Raw genomic sequence first — 15042 nt, 5'->3', positions numbered from 1 at the left:
CGGCACGACGACGAACTTTCTCTACGACGGCGCCAATGCCGTGCAGGAACTCGCGGGCGGCACGCCGAGCGCGAACATGCTGACCGGCCTCAGGGTCGACGAAGTCTTCGGTCGTACCGACAGCTTGGGGACGAGAAGTTTTGTGACCGACGCTCTGGGCAGCACAGTGGCGCTCACCGATGGCAGCGGCGCGGTGAAGACGAACTACACCTATGAGCCGTACGGCAATACGACGACGAGCGGCGAGGTGAATGGCAACGCGTCGCAGTACACCGGGCGGGAGAACGATGGCACGGGCCTCTACTACTACAGGGCGCGGTACTACAACCCCGGCTTTGGTCGATTCGTGGCGGAGGATCCAATTGGAATTAGGGGAGGGAGCAACCTCTTTAGCTATAGCATGGCCGACCCAATAGACTATGCAGATCCAGTTGGCAATATGACGACGCCTGGGGCTAGCCTGGTTGAGTCGATAACCGGCGACGCAGCGCCGGCGGGACCAGGGGCCGGCTCAGCTTGTCCCGTGCCAAAAGACGGCATGCAAATCGCAGCGTCCACGAATAACGAGAACTACGCAGCCAAGATGCTGGGGTATGACAGAAACGAATTCGGTGACATGATTCATAGCCTTAAGTATGATTCCGGTCTGCGAGGAGATGATAATTTGCTATTTTATGACACAGGAGATGTCTATTTTAACGGTGAACACTTGGGGAATATACATGACTGGGCTCGGTAAGTTGAAGCCGTCCTCCAATAGCGAAGGGCCGCGAGCATATGCGACCTTTCTCATATCAGGAGATTCCGTTTTTCCAGATTTTTGGACAAAATATTTTGGAGTTGATCCAGATGCCGTGATAACAAAGGGAAAGCCCTTCGTGACGCCATCTGGCCGAATAAGTGCTGCCCCGGGAAGAACTGGCGTTTGGGGCGTATCGAGTCGCGCGACTATCCATGATGATGGTCTCGATGCACATCTTCGGTTTTTAATCTCTTTGCTCGGTTTGCCTCGAGAAGATCTGTCCGTCGCGCTGCGTACGGCTGGTGCGACGATGCGCTTTTTTTGTTATTGGGAGAATTATTCCGGAACCAGAACGCCTCATATATCAATCGATATCACGGAAATAGTGACTACCCAAGGAGGGGTGATCGAAATTGACGAATACCCCCAAAGACATAGGTTTAAAGGGAACGATGGCGAAGAGGAGGTTTGGGTTTAGCGATTCCTTCTAACGTCGCGAGCGGCGCACTGTAGGCTGTGCCACAGGACCTCTAGAGGTCGTCGGTAGGATACCTCGCTTACGGGTAAGATTCGCGTAACCGGCTTATCTCGCTCACGCTAGCCGCGACGAGCTTTGCGTACGATGCCACGAGGAGACGTAACGGCAAGGCGATCAACGGCGCGAAGACAAACTTCCTCTACGACGGTGCCAGTGCTGTGCAGGAACTTGCGCGCAGCACGCCGAGTGCGAGCCTGCTGGCCTTGGGATTGACGAAGTCTTTAGCCGCACCGATAGCTTGGGGACGAGAAGTTTTGTGACCGACGCGCTTGGCAGCACAGTGGCGCTCACAGATGGCAGCGGCGGCGCCCGCGTCGGCATCGGCGCTGACATCGACCACCGATGCTTCAATGGTGACGCCCCGCTTTAGGATATCGAGATCCGAAACGAGCATACCGTCTCCGTCGATCCGTTCCGGCTTGTCGCGGATGAGGATCGAATTGGTGGCGGCATCGGCTTCGATCGTCGGTAGCGGTGCGTCGAATTCGACGATTCCTGGCGCGTCCGCTTGAGTCGAATCGGCAAGGTCAAGTGGATCTTCATGGAAGCGCCGCTTCAACAGCGTAGCCGCACCCGGCACGACGACGGGCCGACCGCCGACTACACGCGATTCGTCGGCGGCACGCGCGAAGGACAGCCGGAAAATGCGGACCGTCGTGCGCACGCGCCGCGCTGCGTCGTGCTCGAAGTGCGCGGCGGCGACGCGAATGCGGGCGACATAGGTGCGCGGGCCGCGTACGCTCACCGTGCGCTTCTTGCCGTCCAATTCGAGCGGGAAATGCGGATCGGTCACGCCGGCCCGCACGAGCGCCGCGCGCAAAGCCTTCGCGCTGAGGTAGTTCGGGCGCATCGCAATGCGCGTTTCGGCGCTTGCCGGCGAGATCTGCAATATCGCGCCGTCGACGTACCAGACGAAGCCGTAGGCGTTGCCGAGCGTATCGAGAAAGTCTCGGGGCGCCAGGGCGAAACGCCCGCTCACCACGCCTTGGACGTTGCCGTCGACACGTGCCGACAGGCCTTCGTCAGCGGCGAACAGGTTCAGCGTCTGCACGATGCCGCTGCCGTTCGTCGCGTAGACGAAGCGGCCGCTCGTCCATGCATGCGGGGCTGCACCGGCATCGGCATATCCGCCGAAAAAGGCGAACAAGCCCGCTACGAGCGGTGCGCAGATGCGCAAGCGCGGCGGCGATGTATTCACGATCGGTCCGACGAGCCCGGCTCGGGTTCGGGCTCCGGCTCGCCCTGCGGCTTGGCGTCGGACTTCAGGGTCAACCGGTAACCCGTGGCATAGACCGACTGCACGTTCCACGCAATCCCGGCCGCTTTCAGGTTCGAGCGCAGACGGCTCACGTACATGTCGACGGAACGGCTTTGCACGGCCGCGTCCCAGCCCCAGACGACGCTCATCAGATCCTGCCGCAGCACCACGGTGCCCATGTGGCGGGCGAGGTGCCAGAGAATATCGAACTCCTTCGTGCCGAGCTTATGCGCCGCGCCGTCGACGGTCAGCGAGCGAGCGTGCTGGTCGAGCGAGCAGTGATCGTCGACGAGCAGCTTGCTGCCCTGCAGATTCATCGGCGCGAAGCGGCGCAGCAGCGCGCGCACGCGCGCGAGCAGCACCTGCCGATCGTAGGGCTTCACGAGATAGTCGTCGGCGCCGGCATCGAGGATGTGCACGATGTCCGACTCCGCGGAATGCACGGTCTGGAACATGACGGGCATCGTCGAATTCGCGCGGCTGCGGATTTTCTGCAGCAGCTTGTCGCCGTTGATGCCCGGCAGGTCCCAGTCGAGAATCGCGAGATCGGCCCAGTTCTCGGACAGAAATTCGTGCGCGTCGCGCCCGCGCTTGAAGGCATCGATGTGGTAGCCCTCGGCCTTCAGCCACGAATTGACGAGCGCATGATGCGCCACGTCGTCCTCCACGAACAAGATGCGTACCGGTTTGCCTGCAAGCGATTTCATCGTCAAACCTTTCTATGTGCGGAGGCGGGGCCTCGCATGCGTCAATCGGGTTTCGCGGAACGCAGCGCCCGATCGGCATCGACCAGCGATGTCGGGGGTGCCGACCCGGCCGGGGGATTCAGGCACGGCAGGCGAAGCACGAACACGGTACCCCCTTGCCGGTTGAGCTCGGCATAGAGTGCGCCGCCGTGCAGGGCCACGATCTGCACGGCGAGTTTCAGACCGAGACCGAAGCCCGTGGCCGTCTTCTTGCCGAGCCGCTCGAAATCGGTCAACCGCTCGCCTTCGGCCAGGCCCGGCAGCCCGCCCGCGCGATCGTTGACGAGCACTTCCGCGAAGCCGTCTACGCGGCGCAGCGATACGGTCACCGCTTCGCCGCGTGGCGAAGCGCGTACTGCGTTGTCGGTCACGTTCTGAATCGCGCGCGCAACGAAGTTGCGGATGCCGTTGACCCAGACCGGGGAGCTGTCGGGAAGCCACAACTGCAGCGGGACGCCGCAATAGACCGCGGTGACCTCCAACTGAGAGACGATCTGACGCAGCGTCGCACGCAGATCCAAGCGCTTGAAATCGCGCCGATGCAAATGCTCCGCCACCGACGTGAAAATGAACTGCTCGCCGAGCGAAAGAACGTAATGCGCGAGCGTCGTGATTTGCTGCATCCCGCCGCAGCGCTCGAACTCTTCCGGGTCGCTCGCATCGAGTTGCGTGAGTGCACTGATCGAGTTGAGCGGCGAGCGCAAGTCGTGCAGCAGAAAGCGCAGCGACATCGCGCGCTCTTCCAGCGAGCGGGCGAACGGCGTCACGTCGGTCACGGCGATCACCGTATCGACCGCGCCCGTGCCCGCGGGGCTCGACTGGATCAGCAGCGTCGTCTCGTCGACGCGTAGCTCTCGTCCCGCTTCCCAATCGCGCGGACGCGGCACGTCGGGCATCTCGAAGCGCTCGCTGACGGCCACACTGAAATCCACGCCTGCTGGCAGGTCCATCCTCAGCATCTCGAGTGCACGTTCGCTCGCATGCACCACCGCGCCCGAGCTGTCGAGCGTGATGACCCCGCACGGTAGCCCGCGCAGCACGCTTCTCAGGCGGCGTGCCTCGTCGTCGGACATACGCTGATCGGACTCCACCATGGTCTCCTAGGACGGGGAAATGACGCGTGGCGACAACAGGAACAACTGCTCCATATGGCTCTTGCTCCGGTTGTCCGTGCGGAACAGGGCGCCGAGCACGGGAATCTTCGAGAGCAGCGGCACGCCGGTGCGGCCGAACGACGAATCGTCCGCCCGATAGCCGGCGATGAGGAGCGCCTGTCCTTCGTCGATGACGGCCTGCGTATTGATCGTGCTGTTCTGGATCACGGGCAGGTTGCTGACGGTCTGCGAGGTGAGTTGGCCGTCCTGGATCGCGACGTCGAGCTTGATGCGCGTATGGCCGTCCTCGTCGACGACCATCGGCAGCACGCGCAGCGTGATGCCCGCGGAGACGCTGTAGAGATTGCCCGACGTATAGCCGGAAACAGGCACGAAGAACTGCGTCTGATTGTCCATCACCGCTTCGATGTTGTTGAGCGTGATGACCTTCGGACTCGCGTCGATTTTCGCGAGATTGTTGCCTTGCAGCGCCGAGATGCGCGCCATCAGATAGCGCCCGGCATTGCCGAGGACCGCTGCGATCGACACGCCCGCCGGCGTTGCGTCGGCGGCCACGTTGCCCGGGAGGTTGGTCTGGCCGAAGCTCTGTGTGATGGCGCCGCCGCTGTAGACGCTTTGCGCAAGCGTGCCGCTGCCCGTCTGTACGTTGACGTGGCTGTTGTTCGCGGTCCAGTCGACGCCGAGTTTCGAGAGCGCGTCGTCGTCGATCTCGATGATGTGCGCTTCGATTTCGATCAACTCGGGCTTGACGTCGAGCCGTTCGATCAGCGGCGCGTATTGGCCGATGCGGTCGGGCGTATCGCGGATGACGACGGAATTGGTGCGCTGGTCGGCGACGATCACGGGCAAGGCGTCTTGCCCCGATGCGCCGGCAGCCGTACCGGGCTGGCCCATGCCGCCCATCGCTGTCTGGAGAACCGCCGACGGTTTGCCCGATAGCCCCGCGAACATGTTGCCGGCCGTGCCGGCACCCGCGGGCAGCGGCGGCGGCACGAACGGGTTCGTGTAGGTCTTGCCGTTCACGTCGTTCACGGGCGCGTTGCGCGTCACGTTGCTCGCCGGCAGCGCCATGGATCCGCCTGCGCTGTCGGTCGCCTTTTGCGCTTGCGGATGGTAGACCGCATTGAGCACGGAGGCGACACCGGGCAGCGTGACCTGCCGTCCGTCGATCGGAACGCTCCGGTCTTCCGACCAGGCGTGCAGCAGCGGAAAGACGCGCACCTCGGTGCCGGCGCGGTGCACGGCGTTCGTTTCGAGCCGGTCGGCCACGTCCTGCACCATCTTCACGTAGCGCGGCGGCCCGCTGACGAGCGCTGTGCCCTGCGAGGCGTCGTAGACGATTGGAAAGCGCGGATCGGCGATATGGAGCCGGTCGAGTTCTTCCCGCAACTGGCCCGTGTTGGCGGTATCGAGCTTGACCAGCGTGCTCTGCAAGTCGGACGCGGTCGTGATGTCGAGCACTTCGCCATCGTAGTACCAGACGAAGCCGAAGGACGCGGCGAGCGTATCGAGAAAGCGCCGCGGCCGCAGATGAAACTTGCCGCTGACGGTGCCGGAGAGTTCCGAGGCGATGCGCGTCGGAATGCCTTCCACTCCGCCGAAATCGCGCAGGACGTCCTTGATGTCCTTGCCTTGGGCTTCGTAGTCGACGACGGACGTTTTCCAGTGCACTTGCGCGGCTCGCGCGGCCGAAGGGAGGAAGGCCGTCGCGGCGAGAGCGAGCGAGCCGGCAAGCGCGACGCCCGCCATGCGCCGGCGCCATCGCGACGACATCGCGCCGCGGCGCGCGCAAGGAGAGAGGCCCGCCGTCAGGCTTGCTGTCAGGCTCGCCGACATCGCGCGCGTCTCCGACACATTGATGGGATTTTCAGGTAAGTTCCGACTATCTCTCATTCGAAGGCCTCGACGATGAACGCTCCAAGTCCGGAACGCCGCGATCTCACCCGCGAGATTCTCGAACTGATCGATTTGCGACAAACGTTTACCGACATTCATATCGAGCAGGACCGGCCGATCATGATCAAGGCGCCGCGCGGCTGGCTCGCGGTGGGCGAGGAGCCGGTGCTCTACGATGAAATGGTGCCGACGCTCGCCTCCATCGATCCCGATTGGGAGATGCTGCTGCAGCGTGGCGCCATCGACCGGCCGTTCGTGCTGACGCGCTGCCGTCTGCGCTGCAACATCTATCGAACGAATGCCGGCCGCAAGATCGTGATCTCGATCCGCCGCTTGCCGCTCACGCCGATCCCGCTCGACAAGCTGGGTCTGCCCGCCTATGTCCGCTCGATGATCGACAGCGCGAAGGGGCTCATTCTCGTCACGGGGCCGACGGGTTCGGGCAAGACCACGACGATCGCGTCCTTGCTCGAGCACATCAACCGCACGCGCAACAGCCACATCGTTACGATCGAGGAGCCGATCGAGTACGAACTCGAGGGGCGCACCTCGATCGTTTCGCAGCGTCAGGTGCCCACCGATACGCCGAGCTTTGCCGCCGGCCTGCGCGAAGCGCTGCGTCAAAAGCCCGACGTCATCATGGTGGGCGAGGTGCGCGATCCGGAGACGGCCGAAACGGCGCTGCAGGCCGGCGAATCGGGCCACCTCGTGCTGGCCACGATGCACACGGGCAGCGCGATCGGCACGCTCACGCGGCTGCTTTCGTTCTTTCCGGCCGAGCAGCGCGAACGCTACGCCGCGGCACTGTCGAACTGCCTCATCGGCGTGATCTGTCAGTGTCTCGTGCCGACCGGCGACGGCGAGAACCTCGTGCTCGCCAGCGAGCTGCTCTTCAACAACAACCAGCAGATCAGCGGCATGCTGACCGATCCCGCCAAGCTGCCGTTCCTCGCCGATTTCATGAAGCGCAAGGAGGACAACATGTCCCGGCTGCTCAACGAGCACCTGTTCAGTCTCGCGGCCAAGAACCAGTGCCTGCCGCGCGACCTGCTGCGCGCCACGTACAACCGGCTCGAACTTCACGAAATGCTGCAAACGCTTGCGCCTCATGGTGGTAGCCAGTAAGTAGTCAGTAGTAGGTGTTGATCGCCCAGCCGGCGGCGACGGGCGTGTTCTGTATCGTCGAGCCGTCCTGCGCGCAGTAGCTGCTCGACCACGGTGTGCCGATGGCGGCATAGGTGGCCCAGTTCGTCGTGAACCGGACGCTATAGGTGCCGGGCGAAGCGGCCGTCGCGATCGAATTGTTGATGCCGCCCGAGTCGTCGACCAGCGTCGGTCCCTGGCTTTCGGTGTGGGTGATGTCGTTGCCGTTGCCGTCGAATACGTCGACTTGCTGCGAGATCTGCGCCGCATGGCCCGGTTTCGACCCGCACACGCCGTCGTTCAGATGCGCCCAGCCGATCGCGACGATGATTCCGGGCTTGATGAGCGTGACGGACTTCGTATAGATGTAGGAGTACGTGCCGTTGGTGCCGTTGTAGGCGTACGGCGATCCTGTGTAATTGAAGGATTGCTGCGGCGCGCACGACGGATAATCGTTGGCACCGGGGTTCTGCATGATGAGCTGGCATGCCACCAGCGTCATGCCCGGCACGACTTCGCTTTGCGTTTGCCAGGAGGCGCCGGTCGAGCTCGTCGAATCGGCTTGGCAGGACAGAACGCGGCCCTTCGAATCGGTCGAGACGAGCGTCGTATTCGACGTCGGCGTGCATGGCGTACCCGCGGTCTGCGCATTGCCGAGCGCGAGGTTGCCGGCTTCGTCCACGGCCAGCGCCTGCCAGGCGTTCGTCGCGCCGTTGTACGTGTAGGCGCGATTCGTCGCGAGCGTCATTCGCACGTCGCCCGCGTTGGCCGGGGTCGGCAGCGATTGCGCATCGGCCACCGGTTCGCGCCAGTGAAACGAGGCCTGCGGTGTCCATTGCTGGCTTTCCGCATCGCAATTCAGCACGTTGCCTAATGAGTCGGCCGCGATCGATCCTGGTTGCGAGCAGGACGTGTAGTCCGCCACCGCCTGCTGAAGGACGATCGGCACCTGCATGGTATTGGCGGCCGCATCGCCGGGCACGGCGACGCGGTACAGGTAGTCGGCGTTTTGCGCCTGCGTGCCGTTGTAGTAGATGAGGCTCGCGAGGTGGCCGACGTTCGTCTTCGTACCCGAGCAAGACACGCCCGCGGGATTCGGTGCCGTCAGCGCCCAGCTTCCGTACGCGCCCTTCGCCTCGCCCGCCGGGGTGTTGATGGCTTGAATCGAGCCGCCGCCCGCGCCCGAATTCGCCGCGATATAACCGAGTTGCCCGTCGGGGATCGTGCCGCCGCCCTCGGTCACGAGCAGCCCTTGCAGCGCGCCCGGCGTCGACGTGCCGTAGATCAGCAGGCAAGGAGTTTGACCGTACGCGTTCACGTTTTGGACTGAGCTCGGCAAGTAGTTCGACAGTTTGTAGGTCGTGCCCGTCAGCGCCGCGACCGCGGGCGTCGTGGCGCTGACCTGCGAGGCGAGCGCCGTGTAGTTCTGCTGGATCAATCGCGTGGCGGCCGCCGTCATCTCCGATTGATAGAGCGCGGCTTGCTGGGCACGCGTATCGTCGAGCGAAGAATTGACCATGGCCGCGAAGCCGGCAATCATGATTGCCGCGACCGCCAGTGCGGCGAGCGCCTCGATCATCGTGAATCCGCGCTCGCGATCGCGCGGCCGGCTCTGCCGGTTTCGGCGCAGGTTTTGGCGCAGGCTTGCGCGGATGCGCGCGTCCTTCATGAGCGGGGTGGGCCTCTTATTCATAGGCTTGCGCCATCCATACCGGCATGCCGTCGGCAATACCGTTCGCGAGCGCGGCGGGCAGGCTCACGGGAGGATTGCCGGGCGAGACGATCGATACGCCCGCGGCTACGCCGGCCATCGCCGAGCCTTGCGCGAGTTGCTCCATGGCCGGGATGACGGCAGTCGCGGCCGTCGACGATGCGTAGACGATCACGAGGCTGCCCGCATAACCCGTGTTCGTATTGGGTTGAACGTAGTTGAGCCATATCGGATTCGCGACCACCGGGCCGAGGTAGGGTTGCAGGGTCTTGATCGGCACGCTGCCCGTGAAGCTCGGGTTCGCCTGCGCGAAACCGACCAGCGCCTGCCGGTACTCGCTCATGTTCGTCGCGAGCCCGAACGCCGAGGCCGATTGCGTCGCCGGTGCCGATTCGGCACCGAACAACGCATAGGCGCCCGTGAGTGCACCGAGGGCGACGACGACCCAGATGACGTACATGGCGATAGGGAGTCGGGTTGGCGGCCGAAAAAGAAAAGGGGAGAACCGGGCGATGCGATCAGGTGGAGGTCCACGTGATGTCGACGGGGCCGGAGCTTCCGCAGTCGGTTTGGGCTGTCTTCGGATCGAGCGGCACGGCCGTCTCGGTATTCGTCCCGATTTTGATGGTGGTCCAGCTCCCGCCCGCCGTGACGGCGTTGATGCAGACCGAAGTTGGAACGTTGGTGTACGCGATATCGAATGTCGTCTGGGTACCCGTTATCGTGACGTTCCCGCCCCACGCATTGGTTGCAGACGAGCCGGAGAATGGAACGGTCGCGGGAAGGACGCCCGCGGAAGAGAGCACGGAATCGTTCACATTCGTGTATCCGCTGGACTGCCCCATGTAAAGTTTCTTGACGCCCGCCTGAATCGCATTGACCTGTTCCGACAACTCGTTGGTGCCGGCACTCGTGAATGCGCCGTTCAGCAGCGCGACCGCGCCGATCACGACGATCGCGGCAATGCCCAGATACGCGATCGCTTCGAGCAGCGATGCGCCACGTTGTTGCCGCCGGAACCGGCGGACGCCCCGTTGCGCACACATGGATGCCTTCATAAGCCCTTCTTGCATGTTGTTCTCCTTCGTTTCGAGAATCTACGATCGATACACGAGACACAAGACTGCGCGTGCCGTCCCGCGGACGGCGGCAATACCGCTCCGTTCGGTACAACGAGGTGGCGGGTTCAATGCATGCTTCGAGCCATTGCGGCGATTTCTTGCTCGATGCCAAAAAATCCGGTGATCAGCCAACTGAGTACGAGCGCGAGGCCGATGATCGCGGCACCGTTGATGACGCGCATCTGCGCCTCGATCCGTTCGATGCCGTCGCTCATCCATTCCGCGGCAATGGCGTGCAGGGCTTCGGCAAAGCCTTTGTATTCGGCGTAAATGCAGAGGTCGTCGACGATCTCCTGCGAAGGAAAGCGATAGCCCGTGTTTTTCATCGCCTCGCCCACGTTGAGCCCGGACTTCACACCGAACAGCATGTCGTCGATGCGTTGTCTCAACCACGGCCGCGCATCGGCCGCCAGCCGCGTGAGCGAGCGCTCGACCGTGAAGCCCGCGGTTTGCAGCGAAGAAAACGCAACGAGAAAGCCGCACCCGACGACGAGGCGATAAATCGAGTAGGGCGGAAAGCGGTCGAGCACGACGCGCGCATTGCCGGCCCAGCGCGGCATCGAATAGATCAGCAAGGCGAGCAGCACGACGAGCAGCGCGACGCAATAGAACATCCAGTGCTGCGCGAAGCGCGACAGGTCGTAAAGCGAGCGCGCGACGCCATGCCAGCGTTCGGGGCTGACGATCGTGGCGAAGCGCGGAATCACGAGCTTGCCGAAGAGGTAGAGGTATCCGACCGTCATCGCGAGGATCACGATCGGATAGGCCATGCCGCCGACGATCGCCACCCGGATGCGGCGGCTGTACTGCACGACGGAGCACACGTTCAGCAATGACGCTTCGAGACGTCCTGACTGCTCGCCGGCCATCACGATCATCTGCTCCGTATGCGGGACCCACCACGACATCGCCTCGGCCAGCATGCCGCCGTTCTGAACCACCCCGCGCCAGTCGGCCATCGTGATGGCGAGCGACTCGTTCGGTTTGCGGCCTTCATGCGAGGCGCGCAACTCGAGATCCTCGAGGATCTTCAGCAGCGGCAGCCCGTTCGCAAGCATCTTCGCGATTTTCCGGTAGATCCGCAGGCGCGCGGTCGGCGTCAGCTGCAGGCGCGCCCAAAGCCGATTCGGGTCAAGTGCCATAGCTGTTTCCGAGCGTCAGCTGACGTTCGAAGTCGCCGCTCTGCCGCAGCGGTCCGACCACGCGTTCCGCCATGCGTGGATCGACGAGCCCCGCGGCAACCTTGGCGAGCGCGTGTTGAGCAACGGTCTGTCCACCGAGTTCCGTTAGCCAGTAGCGATGCGCATCGGGCTTGCGACCCGCGCGCAGCAGTTCGCACAGTGTCTGATCGGTGTGCACGACCTCCGCCACCACGGTGCGGCCGATCGTGCCGTTCTTGCAGTTCGGGCAGCCCGGCCCCGCAATGCGGACATGCTCGAAATGCGAACCGACCGCGCGCTTGATGCGCGCCACGAGCCCCACGTCGAGTTGATGAATCGCTTCGGTGAGCGGCTGCGAACAGTGAGGGCACAGGAGCTTCACCAAGCGCTGGCTGATTAGACCCGTCACGAGCGATTCGTCGGTGATCATCGCCAGCGGCAGCCCGAGATCGACGAGCCGGTCGACGATCGCGAGCGAACCGTTCGCATGAACGGTCGTCCACACCTGATGGCCGGTCATGGCCGCGCGCAACGCGCTTTGCGCCGAGGCGCGATCGCGGACCTCGCCGATCATGATCGTATCCGGGTCCAGACGCATTGCATTGGCGATGGCGGCGGCAAAGGCGAGGGAGCGCGCCTCTTCGGTCGTGGCGTTCACAACGGGTGTCTGCACGGCGCCTTCGATCGGATATTCGACCGGATCTTCCACCGTGATGACGTGAATCGTGCCCGCCGTTTCCCGCAACTGCATCGTCAAGAGGCGTTGCAGCGTCGTCGATTTGCCGGAGCCGGTTGGGCCGCTGATGATGTTCATCCCATGCGGCTGCTGGGCCAGCAGATCGAACACGCTCGCCTGGGTCGACGTGAATCCGAGCTCCATCAGATCCGTGGCTTCGCCCGCATCGTTGTAGAGCAGGCGCAACACCATCAGGTTGCCGATGCTCGTCGGCGCCGTCGCGATGCGCACGCCGAAGAGGCGGTCGGGCAGCTTGTCGCGATCTCCGATGGCGGCGTCCTGGCGCTCGTTGGGCTTGTAGGTGGCGTCGGACACGCTCGACATGGCCGCATAGAGCGTGGCCAGCAGCCGCTCGCCGTACTCGCGGGTCTGCTCGGAAACACGGACGAGTTCGTTGTGGATCCGGAACAGGATCTCGGTGCTGAAGCGGTTGACTCGGATATGAATGTCGGAGGCGCGCTCGTCGCACGCTCGCGCGATCAGATTCTTCGCCACGACCTGCATCTGTGTGTGATCGATGCGCTCGGCGCTGCCGTCGCGGCGCTGGCCTTGATACGAGCGCCGGATCGCGTCGATGCTTACGAGCCGTGTCACGTAGCTGAATTTCAGGCGCCCGAGCCGGGCCCGGTAGGACAGCACGAACGGATTCATTTCGTGCCCGTCGGCGATCAGCAAGATGCCGTTGTCGAGCAGGCAGAGGAACTTGCGTTCCTCGCCGCTCGCGGCGAACTCGCCGCTGTCGGAAAGCGGGTGCGCGTTCGCCGTCGGCGACGGGTTGGGTACGACCGCATGCGCCGGAACGGATACGATGGGTGACGCTGTTGCGCTTGTAGTCGTTTCGCGCGCGGGGGCCGGCGCGGCCGAGCCATCGACGAGAACGGGTCTCGCGGCACGCGGCAGAACGAGGGGGGTGACCTTCTTGTCCGAGTCGTCCGGATTCAACGGAAAGGAGCCCATCGCGGTCACCTCAATGAAGTGGGCAGGGGCGGGAGCGGCGATAGGCCGGCGCCGTTCGCGGGACCCGTCACCGACGCATCGCGCAGGCTTTGCTGCGGCGGAACGACGGCGAGCGTCTCGCGATGGCCGCTTCGGCCCGCGAGCACGACGGCACCCGGGCGGATCGACACGACACGCATGCCGTTCGGCAGGACTTCGCCGGCCCGGACGCTGAACTCCGCGCCGTCGCTGCTCGAGAGCGTGGCGCTCGTTACCTTGCCGAGGCTTTGCGTGGCGGTCAGCGCGAGCTCGCCATACGCGACCGGGCCGCCCATCCGGCGCAGCGCTTCTTCCCGCTCGGCCACCTGCGCTTGGGCATCGAGCTTTTTCAGCTGGGCTTTGAGCAGCAGGGTTTCTTCCTGCAACTGCATCAATTCGGTAGCGGCCTGCGTGGTGGCCTGCGTCGCCGGAGCGGGGGACGCAGGGGCGGCGGTAGCAGCAGAGGCCGCGGCCAGCGGCTTCGTACCAGCGCTCGCGGCGGAGGCGTCTCCCGTCGCCAGTGCGCAAGCGGGCCACGCGAGGGAGCCGGCGACCATCCACACGATCATTGCGTGGTCATTCCTATTCCTCATATAGCACTCCGTCTAGTGACCATTGCCCCGACTTGTAGGAGAGTTTCTCGATTCGAACGCCCGGCTCGTCCAGGTAATGGATCACGCTGCCGGGCCATACGTCGCCGAGATTTGCCGAAATGCGCCAGCTGTGCCACCCGGGCGGCGGCGGTGCGCCGCCCACATGCAGTTTGTCGAGCGTTTGCGAAACACGGCCCTTTTGCTGCACGCCGGCCGCCTGCGGTGCGAACGCGAAATTCACGCCGAGCAATTGGAACGCGGACAACATGCGCAATCGCACGCGCCGAATGCTTTCGATTGCGTCGTCGCCGCCCGCGGGCAGCGCCAGCGGCTCGACGTAGGTTGCATGGTCGCCGTCGTTGTCGATCACCGCACGCGGCTCGATCGCCATCAGCATCGCCACGTTCGAGCCGTCGCGCGACCAGCTGTAACTGACGTTCGACGCTCTGCAGTCATATTCGTCGAGTTGCCAGCCGCCCGGCGCCAAATTCGAGAAGCGATTGAGACAGGCGCGAACGAATACCTCGGGCGAGGGCTCCGTCGCCCAGGGATGCACCGGTTTGCTCGGAGCGGACTGCGTCGGCGGGTGCCGCAGCAATTGCGCGCGCATCTGTTCGAATGCTTGCTCGCGTGCGACTTCGAGTGCGTGGCGGCGATAGGCTTGGAAGCCGAGCGCGCCGCCGGCGATCAAGGCGGCGGCGAGTGCCGCGACCGCGAGCGTGCGCCGCGAAACCTGTCTCGACACGCGCCGCAGATTCAGCCAACGGGGCAGGTGAGGCTTGCCGCCGCGGCGCGGAATCATGTCTTCTATCCGCCGCGGATAGAAGTTGTGAAAGCCCTGGACTTCGAGCTGCGCATCGCCGATCACGACATTCCAGCCGCCGAGGCTGTAGTCGCTGTGCAGCCGTTCGAAAACTTCTTCGCTCGTTCCGGCCCAGTCGCCGTTCGGCAGAAACGCGCCGTCGCGCACGGCGAAGTACGCCCAGCGGCCATCGGGCAGACTAAAGGCGCCGAGCCAGTTCGGCGCGCTCTGTTGGCGGCCGTCGTAGAACGCGCCCTCCGTCGCGATCGCCTTCGAGACCAGCGCGCCGAGCGACGGCAGCCCGACTTGGGCGCCTTCTTTCGTGCTCGCGAAGCCGACGCCCGCGAACGTGCGGTCGATGCGCAGCACCATCGCATCGAAATTCAATCGTGCGGCCAACTCGATCGCTTCGGCACGCAACTCGTGCCGGCGCGACAGCGATTGCCAGAACAATCCGCAAATGAAGCGCTGCCGATCGATCTGGATGACTTGCGTCGCCATGACGG

At 64.0% G+C, this 15042-nt stretch carries 13 protein-coding genes; 2 read left to right on the top strand and 11 right to left on the bottom strand.

Translation table 11 applies throughout. From position 1 onward, the window contains the following. On the top strand, positions 1-739 hold a 739-nt coding region (locus DWV00_RS22525; RefSeq protein WP_147297959.1), incomplete at its 5' end, for an RHS repeat-associated core domain-containing protein. A gap of 680 nt (positions 740-1419) precedes the next feature. Here DWV00_RS22525 and DWV00_RS22515 read toward each other — a convergent pair. From DWV00_RS22515 to sctC, 4 genes are read right to left on the bottom strand one after another with little or no spacing between them, the layout of a single operon-like run. After that, the gene (locus DWV00_RS22515; RefSeq protein ID WP_115535830.1) at positions 1420-2478 is read right to left on the bottom strand and encodes a hypothetical protein; all 1059 of its coding nucleotides are present in this window, start codon (positions 2476-2478) and stop codon (positions 1420-1422) included. After that, positions 2475-3245, bottom strand: coding sequence for a response regulator transcription factor (locus DWV00_RS22510; protein WP_115535829.1), 771 nt, complete (start codon positions 3243-3245; stop codon positions 2475-2477). The genes DWV00_RS22515 and DWV00_RS22510 overlap by 4 nt, the downstream gene beginning before the upstream one ends. A gap of 41 nt (positions 3246-3286) precedes the next feature. Continuing rightward, the gene (locus tag DWV00_RS22505; protein WP_115535828.1) at positions 3287-4378 is read right to left on the bottom strand and encodes an ATP-binding protein; all 1092 of its coding nucleotides are present in this window, start codon (positions 4376-4378) and stop codon (positions 3287-3289) included. A gap of 6 nt (positions 4379-4384) precedes the next feature. After that, positions 4385-6172, bottom strand: coding sequence for a type III secretion system outer membrane ring subunit SctC (sctC, locus tag DWV00_RS22500; protein ID WP_425452816.1), 1788 nt, complete (start codon positions 6170-6172; stop codon positions 4385-4387). Between the two features lie 135 nt (positions 6173-6307). Here sctC and DWV00_RS22495 point away from each other — a divergent pair, with 135 nt between their 5' ends. Beyond that, entirely contained in the window at positions 6308-7420 is a 1113-nt protein-coding gene (locus DWV00_RS22495; RefSeq protein WP_115535826.1) for a type IV pilus twitching motility protein PilT, read from the top strand. Positions 7421-7424: 4 nt separating this feature from the next. On the opposite strand, the gene DWV00_RS22490 is transcribed toward DWV00_RS22495, so the two are convergent. The 7 genes from DWV00_RS22490 to pilO2 form a co-directional block, all read right to left on the bottom strand. Further along, a complete protein-coding gene (locus tag DWV00_RS22490; protein WP_245964989.1) occupies positions 7425-9131 on the bottom strand; it encodes a prepilin-type N-terminal cleavage/methylation domain-containing protein in 1707 nt (568 codons plus the stop codon). Further along, positions 9124-9609 (bottom strand): type IV pilus biogenesis protein PilM, encoded by a 486-nt coding sequence (gene pilM, locus DWV00_RS22485; protein WP_115535824.1) that lies wholly within the window; start codon positions 9607-9609, stop codon positions 9124-9126. Before pilM ends, DWV00_RS22490 begins: the two co-directional genes overlap by 8 nt. 58 nt (positions 9610-9667) lie before the next feature. Beyond that, a complete protein-coding gene (locus DWV00_RS22480) occupies positions 9668-10222 on the bottom strand; it encodes a type 4 pilus major pilin (RefSeq protein WP_181885563.1) in 555 nt (184 codons plus the stop codon). A 113-nt stretch (positions 10223-10335) separates the two neighbouring features. Beyond that, positions 10336-11412: a type II secretion system F family protein gene (locus DWV00_RS22475; protein WP_115535822.1), complete on the bottom strand. Its 1077-nt coding sequence runs from the start codon at positions 11410-11412 to the stop codon at positions 10336-10338. Continuing rightward, positions 11402-13123, bottom strand: coding sequence for a GspE/PulE family protein (locus DWV00_RS22470; RefSeq protein WP_245964988.1), 1722 nt, complete (start codon positions 13121-13123; stop codon positions 11402-11404). Before DWV00_RS22470 ends, DWV00_RS22475 begins: the two co-directional genes overlap by 11 nt. A gap of 5 nt (positions 13124-13128) precedes the next feature. Next, positions 13129-13734, bottom strand: a complete 606-nt coding sequence (locus DWV00_RS22465) for a type IV pilus biogenesis protein PilP (RefSeq protein ID WP_147297958.1) — start codon at positions 13732-13734, stop codon at positions 13129-13131. Further along, entirely contained in the window at positions 13724-15037 is a 1314-nt protein-coding gene (pilO2, locus tag DWV00_RS22460; protein ID WP_115535820.1) for a type 4b pilus protein PilO2, read from the bottom strand. Before pilO2 ends, DWV00_RS22465 begins: the two co-directional genes overlap by 11 nt. Positions 15038-15042 lie beyond the last annotated feature (5 nt).

The sequence above is a fragment of the Trinickia dinghuensis genome, from assembly GCF_003367175.1.
Lineage (GTDB): Bacteria > Pseudomonadota > Gammaproteobacteria > Burkholderiales > Burkholderiaceae > Trinickia > Trinickia dinghuensis.
Note: the sequence above shows the minus strand (reverse complement) of the source record. Positions and strands in the feature narration are given on the sequence as shown.

Coding starts and splice junctions, on each gene's coding strand:
- DWV00_RS22510 (WP_115535829.1), bottom strand. CDS start 3,245: ATGAAATCGCTTGCAGGCAAACCGGTACGCATCTTGTTCGTGGAGGAC.
- DWV00_RS22505 (WP_115535828.1), bottom strand. CDS start 4,378: ATGGTGGAGTCCGATCAGCGTATGTCCGACGACGAGGCACGCCGCCTG.
- sctC (WP_425452816.1), bottom strand. CDS start 6,172: ATGTCGTCGCGATGGCGCCGGCGCATGGCGGGCGTCGCGCTTGCCGGC.
- DWV00_RS22495 (WP_115535826.1), top strand. CDS start 6,308: ATGAACGCTCCAAGTCCGGAACGCCGCGATCTCACCCGCGAGATTCTC.
- DWV00_RS22490 (WP_245964989.1), bottom strand. CDS start 9,131: ATGAATAAGAGGCCCACCCCGCTCATGAAGGACGCGCGCATCCGCGCA.
- pilM (WP_115535824.1), bottom strand. CDS start 9,609: ATGTACGTCATCTGGGTCGTCGTCGCCCTCGGTGCACTCACGGGCGCC.
- DWV00_RS22480 (WP_181885563.1), bottom strand. CDS start 10,222: ATGCAAGAAGGGCTTATGAAGGCATCCATGTGTGCGCAACGGGGCGTC.
- DWV00_RS22475 (WP_115535822.1), bottom strand. CDS start 11,412: ATGGCACTTGACCCGAATCGGCTTTGGGCGCGCCTGCAGCTGACGCCG.
- DWV00_RS22470 (WP_245964988.1), bottom strand. CDS start 13,123: ATGGGCTCCTTTCCGTTGAATCCGGACGACTCGGACAAGAAGGTCACC.
- DWV00_RS22465 (WP_147297958.1), bottom strand. CDS start 13,734: ATGAGGAATAGGAATGACCACGCAATGATCGTGTGGATGGTCGCCGGC.
- pilO2 (WP_115535820.1), bottom strand. CDS start 15,037: ATGGCGACGCAAGTCATCCAGATCGATCGGCAGCGCTTCATTTGCGGA.